Below are 18,111 nucleotides of genomic sequence, written 5' to 3'. Positions count from 1 at the left end.
TTATTCTTCGCTGATGCGGCCATCCTGGATCTGTAGGACGCGGTCGGCGGCATTGACGACGGTGGCGTCATGGGTGGCGATAAGCATGCCTATCTGCAGGTCGTGACTGACGCTGCGCAGAAGGCTGGCGATATCACGACCGGTGACGGAGTCGAGGTTGCCGGTGGGTTCGTCGGCGACGACGAAGCGCGGGTTGTGTACGAGGGCGCGCGCGAGAGCAACACGCTGCTGCTCGCCGCCGGAAAGTTCGAGGCCACGATGGTGCATGCGGGCACCAAGGCCGACGCGCTGCAAGGCTTCGCGGGAGCGTCTTGTGCGCTCCTCGGGGTCCATGCGAACGAGGCGCAAGGGAACTTCGACATTTTCCTGAGCCGTGAGCGATGGAAAGAGGTGAGCGTTCTGAAACATCATGCCGATGCTTTCGCGCCGCAGGTGCGCCCTGGCGGTTTCATCCAATGTTGAGAGGTCACGGCCAAGGATGAAGACTTTGCCTTCGGTTGGGTCGTCGAGGCCGATTAAGATGTTGAGCAGGGTGGTTTTGCCGGAACCCGAACGCCCGCGGAGGGCTACAAATTCTCCTGGCAGGATGCGCAGGTCTATGCCACGCAGGGCATGGACGATGCCACCACCGCTACGAAAGTCACGTTTGACTCCGTGTGCTTCGGCAATTGCTGTTGCTATAGCCTGTTCCATAAGATGGCTCCTTCTGTTTAGAAGAAATTATTGCAATGTTTTTTAACGAATGTAATGAATCGGGTTGCCGGGCAGGGCCGATTATGAATTTTAACAACCAGAATCGGTAAGCAGGTGCTAGCCGTGTTATTCTTCGCTTCGCTCAGAATCTCGGTGGGCCGTCGCGGCCGATTCTTCGCTGCGCTCAGCATCACATAGCCTGAACCTGAGAAGCACCGGGAAATCCATGCCAGGACACCGGCGATTCTTCGCTGCGCTCAGCATGACACAGCCCGAACCACATGGATGATCGATTTTGATCGTGAAAGTTCATAATCAGTCACTGTCTCCTTGTTTATTACTCTGATCTTGCCAGGGGCCGATGAATCGGCGGTTGGGCGCGATCAATCGGCCCCTACGGCTTTGCCGTGGGATTGGGTTGTACGGTATCTCCGGTTGATTTGTTGTTGCCGTTGGTTTCGACGGCGAGCGGCCATAGCTCGACGTGGTCATTGACGATGCGCACTTCGGCACGGCCGTTGAATGGGATGGTTTCAATCGCCTCTTTGGGTAGCTGGAGGCGTCCGACGCGGTCTATGAGAACGGATTCGCGGTGTGTCTCGCTGGGCAGGCCGATGATAGCGCTGGCGCCGGGGACATACTCGCTGGCAGCCTCGAGTGGGGATTCACGACGCACGGTTTCGGTACTGGTACGGCCGTCGCGAATGGCGATGGTGCGATCCATGACGGCAGCGATGGCGACATCATGGGTTACGGTAATGATGGTGAGGCCGAGTTTTTCGTTCAAGGAACGCAGCAAGGCGAAGATTTCGCCGGCAGTGACGGAGTCGAGTTCGCCTGTGGGTTCGTCTGCGAGCAACAACACCGGGTCATTGGCGAGGGCTACGGCGATGGCGACACGCTGCTGTTCACCGCCGGAGAGCTGGTCGGGACGTTTTTTGCCCATGCCGGCAAGCCCGACGAGTGCGAGGAGTTCTTCGGCTTTGCGGATGCGTTTGCCCGCGGGAGCGCCGCCGAGCAGTTGGGGCAGTTCGATGTTGGCGGCTGCGCTTAATTCGGGCATGAGGTTGCGACCACTCTGCTGCCAGATATGACCGACGACATAGCGGCGGTAGACGATGCGCTGGGCCTCTGTCAAGCGGGTAAGGTCATTGCCGTCGACGATGGCACGCCCGGCGCTGGGAACATCGAGTCCACTGAGGATATTGAGCAGGGTGCTTTTGCCGGAGCCGGATGCGCCGACGATAGCCATCATTTCGCCGGGAACCACTTCGAGGTCGAGTCCCTGGAGGGCAACGACTTCGAGATCGGCTACTTTATAGATTTTGACAAGATTATCGCAGAGAACGATTGGTTCAGGCATACTTAATCCTCACTAAATCTTAGAGTCATGCTGATAGATGGGCGCGAGACGACGCGCACCATCAAGCCAACGGCAAGCAGGCAGATGGCGACCAGGATACCAAGGGCGATACTGACGAGCAGGCCGGGAATAATCATCTGGATGGGCGGGACGTTCTGGACGACATAAAACTCGCCGGTACTGAACTGGTTGACGCTGCCACTGGTGGTGACGGTGGTAAAGACGAAGGCTGGCAGCACAAGGAAGGAGAGCAGAACACCGAAAGCGACTCCCAGCCCGATAGCAATGGCATAGACGAGGCTCTGTTCCCATGTCAACACGCCGGCAATCTGCGGCGGCGTGCTGCCGAGGGCGCGCATGACGGCGAAATTGATCTGACGACTGCGGGCGCTGAGCCAGGAGACGGTAAGGTTGCCGATAAGGGCAAGCACGAGGGCGGTCAGCGAGCCGATCACGAGTACGCCGATCAGCACGAGGTAGAGCGGGTCATTGAGCAGGGCAGTGGTGATGGCCCGGCGGTCGTTGACGCCGGTAAGGGCGGTACTGCCGGTACTCAGGGCATGACGCACGCTTGCCAGGGACGCGGGGTCATCCGCGGTACGCAGCCAGACTGTGGTGGGGATAGGATTGGCGCCACCAGCGCCTCTAGTCGCCGCGGCATAGGTCTGGTAGTCTACGAGCACACCGCCAAAGGGAACGTAATCGTTGGTGCCGCTGGTCTGGGCGCTATCATTGACGGTAGGAATGTAGTTGACCTCGGCGACGGCGACGAAATTGATGGTATTGCTGTAATCGGTAAGCGTGAAAGGCGAGCCGATTGAGAGATGGAGGTTGTTCCAGGCCGCGGTATCGACGATAGCAGGCACATTTTGTGAGGGTGGCGCCTTTAAGAGGGGCAGCAAGGAGGACAGCGATTGCGAGGAATCCTGCGCGGTCCAGATGGCGGTGCTGGCAAAGGTGCGTGTATCGACGGCGCGCAGTTCCATGGAGAGGTTAACGCCGCTCTCAGAAGCGCGTGTGGATGATTCGTAGCCAATGGAGGCAGCGGTGACGCCAGGAATGTGGGTGAACGCGGACGTCTGCTGAGCCAGGGATTGCGTGGCGAGGCGATCATTGCTGGGATAGGTGCCGCTGAAATCGGCGCCGACCTGGTAATTCACAACCTGCGGGATGCGATTTGCCTGCGAAGCGTTAAACGACAGGGTAAAGATGGCGAACGCGATGGCGAGGGCGAGCAGGAGGATGACGCGCAATGATTGACGTGGGGCGCGGGCCATCTGTGCCAGGGCAAGGACAGGCGTTGCGCTGCGGCTGCGCGCGGCCTGGTTGGCGGCGAAGTTTAGCACGAATGGGAAGATGCGCAAGAAGAGCAGGGTACAACCAAGCAGTAAGAATGTCGCGCCGACAAGCGTCATGGGGGGTAGGATGAGGACACGGGTGCGATCATCCAGGATGCCAGGGCTGGTGATATAGACCGAGAAGGCATAGCCGGTGAGTGCCACGACGCCGGCGAGCATATCCACGCCCATGCGCAACCACAGAGGACGATTGCTGGCGCGGGCGGCCTCGCGGCGTAGGGTCAGCACGTCCAGGCGCGTGGCGCGATAGATGGCAACGATCATGGCGAGGACCGCGACGCCTACAGCAATGAGTGCCGAGAGGTAGAGGCCGAGAGCAACCGGCACAGGGTTAGCGGTGATGAGGTTGAGCACTCCCTGGTCGGCGGCAGATAAGGTAAGGCGCGCCAGCAGTGCGGCGGATAGAATGGCGAGCAGGGGTCCTACCAGCAAGGCAATGATGCCGGCACCGATGCTCTGAATAATGAGCGAGCTAAAAATCTGGCGGTGGCTGGCTCCCCGGCTACGCAGCATGGCGATGGCGGCAGATTGGCGGTCTACGAGCAGATCGGTCATGAGGCTGACAAAAAAGAGGACGAGGCCGACGATGAGATATGCCACGCTCTGCACGGGGATGCGCACAACGTCAATGCGATTACTATAGCTATCGAGCAGGTCGCTAGGACCGTTGGACTGGGTTTTCTCGATATAGCCGGGAACAACAGGCTTGTTGGAGAGGTCGGCAAGGACGTTGTTAAGGCCATTGGCCAGATCATCGAGCCTGTTGATGTCGATATGTGAAGTATCGAACGTGTAGTATTCGGATAGGGTGACCGGCCCGACGAGCGTAGTTCCGCTTGCGAGGCCAGGTTTACTTATGACCTGGCGTGAAATCCGATCAAATATGGTGATAAATGCCTGGTTAGAGACGAGCGAGGGATAGAGCGAGCCTTTGGCACTGAGCGGCTGGCGGGCAAAGCTGGCGCCATACCAGTATGGATCATTCTGGGATAGCGGCTCAAAGATGCCAACGACCTGTAAGGGCAGCGTTACAGTCGTTTGAGTCAGAGCCGCGCTGTTGTCGAATACAAGATTCGCGGAAAGTTGCGAGCCGATTTGGATATGCAGATTCTGCGCGGCCTGGGGAGTGATGGCAATTTCGAGGGGACAGGCACCAGAGGCAGCAGGACAGGCACCAGGAGTTGCCTCTACAGCAGAATCGTGTGGGAGCTGGCCTTGCAGTAGTTTGACGTGCGAGCGAACCTGGGGTATGGAAGCGCCGATCAGCTGCACCTGGTCAAAGGTGTTGATATTGATGCCCTGGCTTTGCACAGAAACCTGGGGCGTGCTGTTGATGAACGGACCAAGGTTGCTCTGCATTTCCTGATTCAGTTGCTGCTGAACCTGGCCGATAGCTTGCTGTGAGACGAGCGGAGCAGAACTGGTAATAGTGATGGCATTCGCGAGAGGAGAGGCGTTGAGGGCGTCGCGCAGCCCGGCGCTCATAGTGACCTGAGAATAGAGAGGCACAGCGCAAACGAGTATTACAGCTGCGATCATGCCTGCGCCGACAATCAGCAGCAAACGCCAGGTCTGACGCAGTTGCCAGAGGGCAAGCGTCACCATAGAGGGAAACGCGGCCAGACCGGTACGACCGGGCCTGCGAGAAACCTGGGAGACCGAACGACTCATGATGGCTTCTTTCTAAACGAGTAAATATCTATAGGTATATTACGCCAGCAAGATGTGACCTCTCTCGATTGCTTTGATAGAGCGAGCGAATAAAAAATACGAGTATTGTCGTACTCTTTGAAGCGTGAGAGCGGCCCAATGATGTATTTCATAGGACGAGCTGCACTTCAATCATAGCATAGAGTGTATAGGCTGGCAAAAGCAGCTCTCATAATCATAAGACGCCAGAATCTTAAAAGTATTGCAAGTTGTTGAGGAAATTGGGAAAAGAAGTCGGGGGTGATGATGAGAATCGGCCCCTTGGGCGAGTCCCAGGGGCCTGGTGGGCGGGCATATTATTCAATTCATTTGTCAAAGTGTATCACCGTTGCAATCGCCCTGGAGGGTCGATGATACGGCGATACACACCCGAACCGTACCGGTTAGCGCCCGGCGGGGACGATTTTCGAGACGGCGGGAACGATCTCAGTCATGAGCAGATCGAAAGGCTCCAGGTCAGAGACGTTGCGAAGGCTGAAGATGGCCTGGTCTATGCCGAGCGCCGCGAGTTCGGCGAAGCGGTCAATAGCCTGGGCCGGAGTGATGGCGTCGCCGCCGCCATTGCGCGTGATCTTCAGTGAATCCAGGGTCGTCTTTTCGATTTGCTCATAGGGGCGTCCGATGGCTTCGCAATGCTCGCGCAGGATTTGCAATTTACGCTGCAATTCATCTTTGCCGATACGGGCGAAGATATTACAGGCATCGGCATATTGCGCGACCAGGCGCAGTGTTTTGCGCTCGCCGGTTCCACCGATCAAAACAGGTGGATGCGGCTTCTGCACCGGTTGGGGCGAACTGAGCGGGCGCTCGAGCTGGTAGTGTTTGCCGTTGAAGGCCTCTTCGTTGCCTGACCACATCTGGAGCGCAATCTGTAACGTCTCTTCCAGGCGCTCGAAACGCTCTTTCAGTGGCGGGAAAGGCACGCCCAGGCCACGATGCTCTTGCTCGTTCCAGGCGGCGCCAATACCAAGGTAGGCGCGCCCGTGGGAAAGGACATCGAGGGTTGTAGCGGTTTTAACCAGAATACCGGGATATCTATAGGTTACACCGGTGACCATGGTGCCTAATTTGATGCGATTGGTGCGGCCGGCGGCGAAAGCCAGCGCGCTCCATCCTTCAAGCATTTCGTTTTCCACCGGGCCAACATTGGGAATCTGGAAAAAGTGGTCCATTACCCACAGGCTGTAGAGGCCCGCGCGCTCTGCCCGTTGGGCGATCAGGCCAAAGGTATCGCCGAGATTGGCCTGGCCATTGGGCCACGTGAAATTGGGAACTTGCAAACCAAGTCGCATAACTGTTTTTTTTCTCCTGTGTTTCTTTTCGTTTGTTGTGGAACCCGCACCTATTATACATAACAAAGTGCCGGTTCGCGCAAGGGGAGATTTGGGAGGTCACCTCTTTCACACGGTCAGGGCGGCGCGTTCTGCCTGGCACAGGGCTTCTTCGATCTCCTGGCCCAGAGTAGGGTTCCAATCGGATTGCGCGGCGAACCAGCGTTCATGGAGAAGATGTAAGAGGTGGCGGGCGTCGGCTGGTTCGAGCAGGTTGAGATCGAAGAGCGATTCCTGCTGGTCGGGATAGAGGATCGAGAGAACGAAGCCATTGATGCTGATGGATGCCTGTTGCGTGAGGTTATAGGTTTGAGGGGCGCCCATCTTGCGGCAAAATGAGATGCTGCCGGCGAAGCCAATCAGGACAAAAGCCAGCGCTATAGCGGTGACGATCAATCCTGCCAGGCTCAGGATACTGGCCAGGGAGGTTCCCAGGACGACGAGCAAGGGATGTGGCAGGCGCAGGGTCCAACCAATCAAAATAAGTGGTACAAGCCCGACAAGGGCGGCGAGAAAGCAGCCAAAAACGGTACTCACTAACCAGTAAATGCTGGACAGGTTTTTGGGCGAGAGATCTCTACCCGTGAATGTGTTGCCTTGCAGCTGTAGCATCCAGCGGGAGTATCCGGCTTGTAGGGCATAAAGGAACCGGAGCACAAGCACGCAGCTGCCGAGAGCCAGCAGCGCGGTAAATACCAGGGTGGCAAGCAGGGCATCTTGCCATTTGAGATAGAGGGTAAACGTGTGCGAGTACGTTGGAAAGAGCCGCAGACTCAGTAGTATGCAGGCGACTGCGCATACAAAAGAACCGGCTATTAGTAGCCACGCTATTCGCCGGGTATGCAGGTACGATGTTCGTTTCAGCCGGTAGATAAAGGGAGCTTCCTGGGATTCGATCATGTTTTTCTTCGCCACTTCTCATTGATCTAGATGGCCACTTCATCATATACGCCGAAAATGGCATCCAGGTAACAGAGCCGTTTCCAGTAGAGCTTGAAACTCGTAGTTCACTACGAATGAGGGATACGAGCGGTTACGATGTGGCCCGAAGGTCATCAAAGAGGATGGAATGGAGGTAGCGTTCGGCGGCGCTGGGGAAGATGGTAACAATGACTTTGCCGCGATTCTCTTCTTTGCTCGCTTCCTGCAGGGCGGCCCAGGCTGCCGCACCACTGCTGATACCGATAGAAAGGCCTTCTTCGCGCATGATGCGGATGGCGGCGGCGGTGGCATCGGCATCGGTAACTGGAATAACGCGGTCGATGAGGTCGCGGCGAAGCGTATCCGGGATAAAGCCCGCGCCGAGGCCTTCGATGCGGTGTGGGCCGGGGCGGCCACCCGATAGGATCGCGCAGGAGGCGGGTTCGACGGCTACGACTTCAAGCGATGGCTTGCGGGCGCGTATGCCTTCGGCGACACCGGTTAATGTTCCGCCGGTGCCAACGCCGATGACGACGATATCGACGGCCCCTGCTGTGTCCTGCCAGATTTCAAGTGCTGTACCTTCGCGATGAGCACGCGGGTTGGCCTGGTTGTAAAATTGCTGCGGGTACCAGCAGTTGGGGCGGGTAGTGCGCAGTTCGGTGACCTTATTGATGGCTCCACGCATGCCCTGGTTTCCGGGTGTGAGGATGACCTGCGCGCCGAAGCGCTGCAAGAGCAGGCGTCGCTCGATGTGGATAGTATCAGGCATGGTGAGAATGCATGAATAGCCACGGGCGGCGGCGATCCAGGCAAGGGATATGGCCATGTTGCCGCTTGATGGTTCGGTGATAGTACCGCCGGGGCGCAGTAGTCCTTGCGATTCTGCTTCGCAGATCATTTGTAAGGCGGCGCGATCTTTAACGCTGCCGCCGGGGCTGAACATTTCGAGTTTCGCAAGCACGGTGGCCGGCATACCGGCAGTCACGCGCTTCAATGCGACAAGTGGCGTGCGACCGATGAGTTCGGTGGTATCTTTTTCCCAGTGGGTCATAATTTTTCTTTCAGGCATCCAGCAAGGCCGAGATCATAAAAAGCAATTCTTGCACGTTAAAGGGTTTGCGGAGCAGGATGCCTTTTTGCAAGCCCATGCGATGGAGTTCCCAGTCATGGCTGCCACTAATGACGATGATTGGTGTATTGCGGGTATTGTTGTGCCCGCGCAGTATTTTATAAAGCGATACGCCGTCCAGGTTGGGCAGTCCAACGTCTAAAATGATGAGGGAGGCGTGTAGCTCAGGCAGCTGGTCTCTGGCATCCTGCCCGTCGGCAAAAATACACAGGCGCCAGCGTCCATCGTATGCCAGGATATCACGGAAGAGGTTTGCGAGAGCCGCATCATCTTCGACGATGGCTATCAATTTGTCATCACCTGGTGGGTCTTGCCAGTTCACAACCACTTGCTACCGCTCCCATTTTATAAAATACAAGGGCGAATAATGAGTTTTCCCCGGTCAAATATAATACATTGTTTCGTTGCTGCCGGTGCGATGTCGCTGCGCCAGTTCTTCAATCGTTGTCGTATTGAGGACCTGCTGGGTCATTGCGTCGATTTTTTGCCAGACTTCGCGCAGGGCGCATCCGGGCGAGAGCTTACAAAAATCCGGGTTGGGCAAGCATTCCATGGGAGGCACATATCCCTCAAGGGCATGCATCACTTCGCCCATAGTGATATGCGATGGGGGTTTCGCAAGCATATGACCGCCCCTGGGGCCGCGGACACTTTTCACCAGACCTTCTTTACGCAGCGCCATCAGAATCTGGTCGAGATATTGCTCGGGTATGTATTGGCGATTGGCGATATCGGCGCTTTCAATCGGTCCCTGCCCATAATAGGCGGCCATATCGAGCATGGCGCGCAAGCCATAATCGCCTTTCATGGTTAATTTCATGCTGTCCTTTATCCTCCAGTGTGCGACGCGACCAGTTCCATTGATGGCTTTATATTGCTAGAATATATCAGGAGCAAAAGGCTGTCAATGGTTTGAGCAGCACACTCGCCTGGTTGGTTAACTCTCTACAACTTTTTCATACATCCTGGCTTCCTTTGTAACGCTGAGCAAATCGGTACGGATATTCGTGAAGTGTTCGCGCAGTGCGGCCATTTGCACGCGCTGGCCGGAGATGCGCACCCAGATGCGGCGCTGTGGGAAATAAAATGTGACGCACAGGCTCAGGATCAAGATAACCGCCGTCGGCCAGACCAGGATGGAACCCGTGTCTCTGGTCACAAGCAGGACCGTGGCCTCGCTGGCACTGTTCAGTGTGACCTTCCACTGCTTGTCGAAACTGGGAAGTGTTTGCCCCGGGCGCAGGTTGACCAGCACTTTATCCTGGTTAACAGGCGCGCCCGGCACGCCGACGCCGACCAGTATGATCGGATCCTGCACCTGGGCGAGCTGTTGAGATGGAAGATGCCGGAACAGGACGCTGACCGTCATGTTCGTGCCAGGCACCGGTATGCCATTGGCGTAATCCACGGTGAGGTTGGGGGAAATGTTGGCGGTTTGATCGAGTACGATTGGCTCATCGCAGAGCAGGCAGCCGTTCGCATCGCTGATGGTGATATTGACCGATGGGATCAGCGAGGACTGGTGGAAGACGATGCCATCATAGGAGAGCGGATCGTTGACGCGCAGGTGGTCGCTGTGCGCGACCAGCTCGCCATCCTTATAGACGCTGAGGTCGGTGACATAATCGGTGGGCAGGCCGGTTTTGGGGTCAAAAGTAGCGCGAAAAGAGTTGGCGCGAAAACTGATATTATGCGGGGTGCCGCGAGGATAGACGATTGCGCTCTGTCCATCGGGTAACGCCTGATCAAAGGTAAACCCGGCCAGGCTGTCTGAAAGGCTGACGATTGGCGCGGGCAGGAAGCGCCTGGCGGGGCTATCGGGCGCGAAGCCATGCCACTGCGAGAGGACACCGGCCAGCAAGAGCGTGACCAGCGCGGCGTGAAAGACAAATGTAGAGAGTGTGGCCCAGGAATTTTTGTTGGCATAGAGATAGGTGATTTCATCCTCTCCAACGACGCTGCGCACGCGATAATGACGCCTGCGCAGGGCCATCTGCGTCCACGATACGGCATCATGATGAGAGAATTCGGCGCGTTCAAGTGCGTTCACATAGAATTTATCGCTGCGCCTCAGCAAGGGATGGCGGAAATTCTGCCAGATGGCGGGCGCGCGGTTCAGCGTGCAGACGACGATGCTCAAGGCCAGGATGGTGAGCAGGAGCATGAAATACCAGCTGGAGAAGATTTTGAAAAACTGCAGGCTATCGTAGACCGGTGTGAGCGAGCCGTAGCGGGGCAAAGCATTTTGCTGCACCCAGGCGGCATAGGCGGTCGGGTCGTTTAGTACTTCGCCGGGGGCCTGCACAAAATAAATGCCGATCAGACTGACCAGGGCAATAGCCGAGATGAGAAAAATAGCGGTGCGCACCGAACTGAGCCATCCCCAGACGGTATCCGCGGGATGGCGCAATTTATAGAGAAGCCGCCGCTTGAAACGCTGCCGGGGCGAAAGCACCTTTTTTTTGTGGGGCTTCTTGCTACTTTTATTCCCGGGCGAATTTTTTATTAATGTAGCCATACTGCTCTATCATTCTCAGGTGAGGTAACATTTCAAAAAATGATCCATGACGGACGCCTTGTTATATGATAGAGCATGGATGCGTTTCTGGCAAGCGCGCCTAAAGTACCTGATCCGGGTCGATACCGAGGGAGCGCAGTCTCTCAGCAAGCAGGCGTGCTTTCTCGGCCTCCTCCTGCGCTCGCCTCTCGGCTATCTGGCGAGCCTGCAATTCAGCCTGCATTCGCCTCTCGGCGGCTTGAGCGCGTCTCTCGGCGAAGCGCCTGGATTGTGCTTCAGTTGCTGCTCGCCTCTCGGCGGCTTGCCGGGCCATGGCCTCGGCCCCACTTCTTGTTAACCGCACATCGCCGGCATAATCATAGAGGTGAAGCTTAGGACCATCGGGAATCAGCAGGCTGTCGAGTTGCTCGCTCCATAAGCGTCCATCAGGACCGGGGATTATCTGCTGCATCAGACCACTCTCTTTGTCGAGCCGCCATCCACAGAGCCGGTAAGGTTGATTGCGCCACACCTGCGGCTGGTTCGGGTCATAGGCAAAATATTCCTGAACCCCCATCCTTGCATAGCGATCTGGCTTTTCCAGCAGGTCGCGCATCCAGGTCTCCTCGGACGCAATTTCGAAGACCACCTGTGGAGCAGGCCCGGTCACGCCAATGCGCCAGCTACGGACGGGAAGGTATTGGGCGCCCTTGATGACAGCGATATCAGGGGCGAGTGGCTTTTCATTCCTGTTATTGGTCTGGTAGAAATTGAAGTTTTCATAGACGGCGCACAGCTGATCGCGAAACAGCCAGGTCAGGACTTCCATCAGATAATGAACCAGGGCGGCGTGCGATGGTGACTCCCCCATCAGATCCTCCTCGGTGGGGTGGCTGTCATAATAATAGTAGGAGGCTACCTCATCCCTCGCTCGCTCGATCATGTTGTACTCCTTGTCAGTTTGCCGATCGTGCCTGTCACCGGTATGCTTTATCCAGGTCGCTTTCCCCTCTGTGCGCCTTGCCCCAAATTTTTCGCCGGCCGGTCGCTTTCTTCCGCCTTTGTAGGGGGAACAAGCCCATTGCCATTTCTATGATAACATAGTTTTGATGGCTCTACAAGCTGGATTGTGCTTCCTTTTCACTCTTCCATACATAGCCAGAGTCTGGCGGGTTTGTCGCCAGGCCGCCACGCGCGCCAGCCACAGATTGAGCCAGTTGAACAGGGGCGTGGGAATCCTACGGATGCCCCGGCCGGTGCGCACCATTCTGACGACGCCAGGGGTTTGCCTCAGTCAGAAGACGATATGGACCAGCACTTCTTTGACGGTCCAGGCGGACGTGACGCTCTTCTGCTGCAAGTCGGTCTCCGAGAGAGAAACAAGCAGAGCCAGAAAGTCGCTTCTGGCCTCTTCTAGCTCTGTCCGCACGATTTCTGGCAAGGAAAGGGAGACAGAGGAAACGAACGGGTTGCGAATCTGAGTTGAACAAATTGCCGTGGGAATCCGGGGGCCGATCATGGGGTTTGACGAAATAACCCGGCAAGCGGTGCGAGGCCGATCAATCGGCGGTGGGCGCGATCAATCGGCCCCTACGGGGGACGATGAATTTTCACGATCAAGATCGGCTGTCCAGGTGGGTGGCCTTGCGGATGTCATTCTGAGCGCAGCGAAGAATCCCCGGCCCGAAGTTGTTCCTACGTCCTGCGCTGTGAGGCCAGGAACGAGGCGTACCAGTAGCCACTATCTTTGACGATGCGGCGCTGCGTTGGGTAATCGATGTAGACCAGGCCGAAACGCTTGCTGTATCCTTCCCCCCATTCGAAGTTATCCGTCAGCGACCAGACGAAGTAACCTTTCACGGGTACGCCCTGAGCGACTACCTGCTCTAGGGTAGCAATATGCTCGCGCAGGTATTGAGTGCGCTGCGAATCGTGGACGGTATGGCCACCATCCCATTGATCGTTGAACGCGGCGCCGCTTTCGGTCACGAGTAGCGCTTTCGGCCCGTACTCACGATTGAGGCGTGTCAAAATATTGGCCAATCCCGAGGGATAAATCTCCCAGCCCATCTCGGTATAAGACGATCCTGGCACCTGTTTGACCGCCTCATATCTTTCAGCGACCGGTGGCTGGTTTAATTGCGCGCCGCCGGGTCGCGCCTCTTGCTTAGCGGCCGTGTTCTGTTGCTCAGGCTCTGGCAATCCGCGCACCATGATGCGCGAATAATAATTCACGCCGAGAAAGTCGATGGGAGTTGCGATGATAGTGAAGTCGGTGTCCTGGATTGGTGGCGGAAGAACGCCCATGTCGGCAAAAAGATGCTCAGGATAGCTTGCACGAAAAACGGGGTCCAGGAACCAGCGATTGCGGAAAGCGTCGGCCTTTTCCAGGCCGGCGAGTGTTTCAGGCTGGTTATCGGCGGCATAGACGGGGTAGAAATCGATGGCGATACCCACCTGCACGCCTGCACTGGTATGCGCTCGCAGGCGCGATACCGCCAGTCCATGAGAGAGCAGTACGTGATGCCCAACAGTCACTGCCATCTGCACATCTCGTATGCCCGGGGCGTGCATGCCAAGGCCATAACCGAGGTAGGCGATGCACCAGGGTTCGTTATGCGTCAGCCACCACCTGACGCGATCTCCCAGGCGTTGGGCTACGACCGTGGCATAGTCGGCAAAGGCATATGCCGTATCACGATTGAGCCAACCGCCCCGCTCCTGCAAAGCGAGCGGTAAATCCCAGTGGTGGAGGGTGGCCAGAGGTTGTATTCCCCTGGCAAGGAGAGCATCGACCAGGCGATCATAAAAATCCAGGCCTTTCTTGTTCACGCTGCCTGTGCCATCCGGCAGGATACGCGGCCAGGCGATGGAGAAGCGGTAGGAGCTCAAACCCAGGCGGGCCATTAGAGTCACATCCTGCTCCATCAGGTGATAATGATCGGCAGCAATATCAGCTGTCTGACCGTCGTAAATAGCGCCGGGGATGGTCACGAAACGGTCCCAGATCGACATGCCACGCCCGTCTTCATGTGTGGCTCCCTCGACCTGATAAGCGGAACTGGCCGCGCCCCATAGAAAGTCCGCCGGGAAGGCGCTCTTTGCGCGGCCCCGGGGCTGCGTCTGGGCGGCGATATCGTCCTGCGCGGCTCCTGCGCGTTTTGTATCGTCGGTAATGCTCATTTAGGCTCCTTAGTTATGAACATGGCGGGCGACCTCAAGGGTACGCCCCTACGAGATTGGTCGGTCAGCAGTCTTTTTCTTTTGTTTGCGGCTGGCAAGCTTGCCTTCGTTGCGCAGGCGAGGGTTTGCCAGTTCGTCGATGCCAAAATTGATAAAGGTCAGGCTTGCGCAGAGGATGGCAACGCATAAGCCTGCCGGTACGAATTGCCACCATTTTCCTACGATAAGCGCTCCATTATTTTGCGCCCAGTATAATATTTCGCCCCAACTGGCTTTCGATGTATCACCGAGGCCAAGAAATTCCAGCGCCACTTCCGCCCCTACCGCGTACACAAATGTTCCGATAAAGGTAGAAGCGACCAGAGCGGCCTCATTGGGCAGTATCTCGGCAAAGATCAGGCGCAGGGAGCTTTCACCGGATGAGCGGGCGGCAGTTACGAATTCGCGCTCTTTTAATGAGAGCGTTTGCGCTCGCAGGACACGAGCTCCGTAGCTCCATGAGGTGAAGAGCAGCACCAGGGCAATGACGAATTCGTTTTTATTCGCGGCGTCGGCGGTGCTGGCTAACGAAGCCAGTACAATCGTCAGCGGCAGGCCTGGCAGCACGAGAAAGACGTTGATGATCAGGGAAAGCACTTCGTCGATGACGCCGCCAAAAAAGGCGGAGGTCAGCCCAAAAAATACCTGCAGGAAAGTGGAACCGATGGCGGCGGCGAAGCCAACCAGCAACGAGACACGCGCGCCATAGACGATCTGGGCGAACATATCCTGCCCCAGGCCGGTGGTGCCCAGAATGTGCGCGGGCGAGGGGGGCAGCGAGCCGACAACGACGCTGGCATCCGGGTTATAGGGAGTCAGCAATGGAGCCGCTATCGCCACCAGCACAAAAAGAGCTACCACTGTGGTACCGAAAGTGATTTTGGGATTGGATGTGAGGACACGCAGGATACTGCTTCCGCGGCCCCTTGCTCTGTCTAATATGGTCGCGGATTGGATTTGCGCATCGGTGAGATTTGTTACCTGCATCTACTAGCTCCTCCCTTGCCGCACGCGCGGATCGAGGAACGCATAGACCAGCTCGGACAGGAAATTGGCGATCAGCACCGCCAGCGCGATGACGAGGAAACATCCTTCAACCAGGGCGTAATCATCGGCCTGCACGCCTTTATAGAGGGCAAAGCCGATGCCAGGATAGTTGAACACGATCTCCGTCAGCAGCGAGCCGCTCACAACCAGACCAAGCGAGATGGAGAAGCTGGTGATGCTGGGTAAAATGGCGTTACGGGCCGCGTAGTTGACCATTACCCGTCTTTCAGGCAGACCTTTCGCCTGCGCCATGAGCAGATAATCTTCTGAAAGCGTTGTGACCATCGTATTGCGCATGGTGAGGACCCAACCGGCCAGCGAACCAAGTACCAGCGTCGCTACCGGCAGGACCGCATGCTGGATTACGCTGCTGATGAAATCCATGCTCCAACCGGGAGTGACGCTGAAGACATCATAGCCGCTATCGGTCGGGAACCAGTTGAGGTTGACGCCGAAGATATACACCAGGGCCAGGGCCATCCAGAAATAAGGCACGGCAGAGAAAAACGTCAGGATGGGCGGCGTGACGGTATCGTACCAGGAGCCGCGCCGCCATGCGATCAACATGCCCACTAATGTACCGATGATAAAACTGATGATCAGGGCAGAGCCAACCAGGCCAATCGTCCAGGGTAAGCTCTGGCGCAGGATATCGGAGACCTGCGAGGGAAACTGCGAGGTTGCAATACCCAGGTTGCCGTGCAGGATGCCGTTCAGATAATCAAGGTACTGCTTCCAGATGGGCACGTTCGGATTGACGCCGAATTCGGCGCGGATGGCATCGATTTGCGCGCGCGTGATCTGCTGCGTCTGCAATTTGGCGATATAGGCTTCGGCGGGGTCGCCGGGCATCAGGCGCGGGATGATAAAATTGAAGGTGATCGCGGCCCATAGCGCAATCAAATAGAAGGTCACACGCCTCAAGAGAAAGCGCATCGCACTTCATCTCCTCTCCGTCTCAGGGCATAGTGGGAACAGGTAGGGGCCAGATTATGATGTTTCACAACATAATCCGGCAAGGGACGCCGGGCCGATCAATCGGCGCTGGGCGCGATCAATCGGCCCCTACGGCGTCATTCCCCATTCGCCCTGTTATCAGGACGCTGGCGTCAAATGGAGAATGACGTTCTCGGCATCGGGCATATTGTAAGGCGCGCCTGAATCGTAGGGATTGCTGGCGTCGGGCCATCCCTGCCAGTTTTTCGTTGTATATTCGTCCCAATAGACATTGACGGTCAAGGGCAGCACAGGCAACTGGCTGACCATAATGTCTTCGATGCCCGCGATGGCCTGCTTCTGCACATTGATATCAGCGGAAGATTGATACTGCTGGAGAAGCTTATCGGTCTGCGCGGCATAGCCATTGCTGGTCGAGGCATCCCAGCGTTCGAAGTTGGTGCCGACGACGGATTTTCCGGGCGGGGCCGAGTTCGCGCTGCTGAGCAGGGCATAATAGGCATAGTAGGGAGTGGGGCCACTGTTCGTCCAGCTGATAGCGGCCTGGTAGTTGCCGGTTGAGATGTCGTTATAATACGGGGTGTAGCCGCTTTCCGAGTTGACGGAGGCCTTGATACCGGCGGCGTTCAGATCATTGACGATGAACTGTACGTCCTGGTCCCAGTCGCTCCAACCATTGACTACATCGACCGATATGCTCAACTCTTTCCCGCTGGCATCGCGGTAGAAACCATCGCTGCCCTTTGTGAATCCTGCCGCCTGCATGTAGGTCGCCACCTTATCGGTGCCGGTGTCGAAAGACATGCTCTGGTACTGGGGCGCGATCCAATCATTCAGCGTCGGTATGATGATGCCGGTGGGATTGGCAATCTGGGCATATTTTGCGACGCCCTGCGGCAACTGCGTGCGGTTAATGGCCGCGTTAATGGCTTTGCGCACATTGAGGTTATTGAAAGGGGCCTTTTGCAAATTGAGGTACAGCATGACCGTATTGCTGGCGGCAAACCAGGTATGATTGTGCAGCGAGTCCTTGCCGGTGAAGAGCGGATCGTAGTCGGGGTTCCAGCCGGTCCCCATCCAGTCGAGCTTGCCCTGGATCATATCGGTAATCGCGGTACTGTTGTCTTTGATCGAGGGCACCTGAATCTTCTGCACTTTTGGCTTTGTGCCCCAATAATTGGGATTGGCGACGTAGGTGATCAGGTCGGGGGTGAAGTTGCTGAGCAGGTAGGGGCCTGTGCCGACGGGCTTGTTGTCGTTGGCGAACTTGGCCGGGTCGCCGCTGATGTTGGACCAGCTATGCTGTGGCACGATGAAGACCTGGTCACCGATGTGGAAGAGCGCCGTGCTGTCCGGGTGGGTTAGTGTGAATACCACCGTGCTGCTATCGGGCGCCGTCACACTCTTGATGAGGGGCAAGACACCGTTCTGGTCGAGCGCGGGATGCTGCTGCATCAAATTGAAGGTGAAGACGACATCCTGGCTGGTGAAAGGCTGGCCGTCGTTCCATTTGACGCCTGAACGCAGGGTGAACGTCAACTGTGTCAGGTCGCTGTTGTAGTTCGCAGCGGTGGCGAGCCAGGGCTGGGTCTGGCCGTTATACAGGTTGGTAAAGTAGAGTGTTTCGTACAGCAGGCCCTGCGCGCCAAAATCACCGCCCTGGTTGGTATCAAAGAACGGATTGAAGAAATCGGGATTGGGTTGTCCAGGGGCAGAAAGCACACGCAGGGTTGTGTTGCTGCCTGAAGAGCTACTGGTGCCGTTGCCGGTAGTTCCGCAGGCGGCGAGAATAGTTGCCACGATGAGCAACAATGAGCAAATAGTCGCTATACGCCGATAGCGATGCGCCGGTGGGGGTGTTGGATTGGGAGCCATGATTA

Annotated in this window: 16 protein-coding genes; all 16 read right to left on the bottom strand. The window is 56.8% G+C overall.

Features of this window, described 5'->3' with window-relative positions; all coding sequences use genetic code 11:
• The 16 genes from VFA09_09765 to VFA09_09690 all read right to left on the bottom strand — a co-directional run bounded on the left by VFA09_09765 (nt 1) and on the right by VFA09_09690 (nt 18,106).
• On the bottom strand, nt 1-693 hold the full coding sequence (locus VFA09_09765) for an ABC transporter ATP-binding protein (GenBank protein HZU67554.1): 693 nt from the start codon (nt 691-693) through the stop codon (nt 1-3).
• Nucleotides 694-883: 190 nt separating this feature from the next.
• On the bottom strand, nt 884-1,006 hold the full coding sequence (locus tag VFA09_09760) for a hypothetical protein (GenBank protein ID HZU67553.1): 123 nt from the start codon (nt 1,004-1,006) through the stop codon (nt 884-886).
• A gap of 81 nt (nt 1,007-1,087) precedes the next feature.
• On the bottom strand, nt 1,088-2,056 hold the full coding sequence (locus VFA09_09755; GenBank protein ID HZU67552.1) for an ABC transporter ATP-binding protein: 969 nt from the start codon (nt 2,054-2,056) through the stop codon (nt 1,088-1,090).
• Between the two features lie 2 nt (nt 2,057-2,058).
• On the bottom strand, nt 2,059-5,085 hold the full coding sequence (locus VFA09_09750; GenBank protein HZU67551.1) for an FtsX-like permease family protein: 3,027 nt from the start codon (nt 5,083-5,085) through the stop codon (nt 2,059-2,061).
• 422 nt (nt 5,086-5,507) lie between these two features.
• Complete coding sequence (locus tag VFA09_09745; protein ID HZU67550.1) at nt 5,508-6,416, bottom strand: LLM class F420-dependent oxidoreductase; 909 nt, start codon at nt 6,414-6,416, stop codon at nt 5,508-5,510.
• A 108-nt stretch (nt 6,417-6,524) separates the two neighbouring features.
• Complete coding sequence (locus tag VFA09_09740; protein HZU67549.1) at nt 6,525-7,355, bottom strand: hypothetical protein; 831 nt, start codon at nt 7,353-7,355, stop codon at nt 6,525-6,527.
• Between the two features lie 133 nt (nt 7,356-7,488).
• A complete protein-coding gene (gene cysK / locus VFA09_09735) occupies nt 7,489-8,430 on the bottom strand; it encodes a cysteine synthase A (protein ID HZU67548.1) in 942 nt (313 codons plus the stop codon).
• A 10-nt stretch (nt 8,431-8,440) separates the two neighbouring features.
• Nucleotides 8,441-8,830: a response regulator gene (locus VFA09_09730; protein HZU67547.1), complete on the bottom strand. Its 390-nt coding sequence runs from the start codon at nt 8,828-8,830 to the stop codon at nt 8,441-8,443.
• 60 nt (nt 8,831-8,890) lie between these two features.
• Nucleotides 8,891-9,328 carry an Rrf2 family transcriptional regulator gene (locus VFA09_09725; GenBank protein ID HZU67546.1) on the bottom strand — a complete coding sequence of 146 codons (438 nt, stop codon included), beginning with the start codon at nt 9,326-9,328 and terminating at the stop codon, nt 8,891-8,893.
• Between the two features lie 117 nt (nt 9,329-9,445).
• Nucleotides 9,446-11,026: a cytochrome c biogenesis protein ResB gene (locus VFA09_09720; protein ID HZU67545.1), complete on the bottom strand. Its 1,581-nt coding sequence runs from the start codon at nt 11,024-11,026 to the stop codon at nt 9,446-9,448.
• 100 nt (nt 11,027-11,126) lie between these two features.
• Nucleotides 11,127-11,948: a Uma2 family endonuclease gene (locus tag VFA09_09715; protein ID HZU67544.1), complete on the bottom strand. Its 822-nt coding sequence runs from the start codon at nt 11,946-11,948 to the stop codon at nt 11,127-11,129.
• Nucleotides 11,949-12,299: 351 nt separating this feature from the next.
• A complete protein-coding gene (locus VFA09_09710) occupies nt 12,300-12,434 on the bottom strand; it encodes a DinB family protein (protein HZU67543.1) in 135 nt (44 codons plus the stop codon).
• Between the two features lie 266 nt (nt 12,435-12,700).
• Nucleotides 12,701-14,188, bottom strand: a complete 1,488-nt coding sequence (locus VFA09_09705; protein ID HZU67542.1) for a beta-glucosidase — start codon at nt 14,186-14,188, stop codon at nt 12,701-12,703.
• A 48-nt stretch (nt 14,189-14,236) separates the two neighbouring features.
• Nucleotides 14,237-15,214 carry an ABC transporter permease gene (locus tag VFA09_09700; GenBank protein ID HZU67541.1) on the bottom strand — a complete coding sequence of 326 codons (978 nt, stop codon included), beginning with the start codon at nt 15,212-15,214 and terminating at the stop codon, nt 14,237-14,239.
• A 3-nt stretch (nt 15,215-15,217) separates the two neighbouring features.
• On the bottom strand, nt 15,218-16,210 hold the full coding sequence (locus tag VFA09_09695; GenBank protein ID HZU67540.1) for an ABC transporter permease: 993 nt from the start codon (nt 16,208-16,210) through the stop codon (nt 15,218-15,220).
• Between the two features lie 159 nt (nt 16,211-16,369).
• Nucleotides 16,370-18,106 carry an ABC transporter substrate-binding protein gene (locus tag VFA09_09690; GenBank protein HZU67539.1) on the bottom strand — a complete coding sequence of 579 codons (1,737 nt, stop codon included), beginning with the start codon at nt 18,104-18,106 and terminating at the stop codon, nt 16,370-16,372.
• Nucleotides 18,107-18,111 lie beyond the last annotated feature (5 nt).

It is taken from the genome of Ktedonobacteraceae bacterium, from assembly GCA_035653615.1.
Lineage (GTDB): Bacteria > Chloroflexota > Ktedonobacteria > Ktedonobacterales > Ktedonobacteraceae > DASRBN01.
The sequence above is the reverse complement of the archived record's forward strand: the minus strand, read 5'-3'. Positions and strand labels throughout refer to the sequence as shown.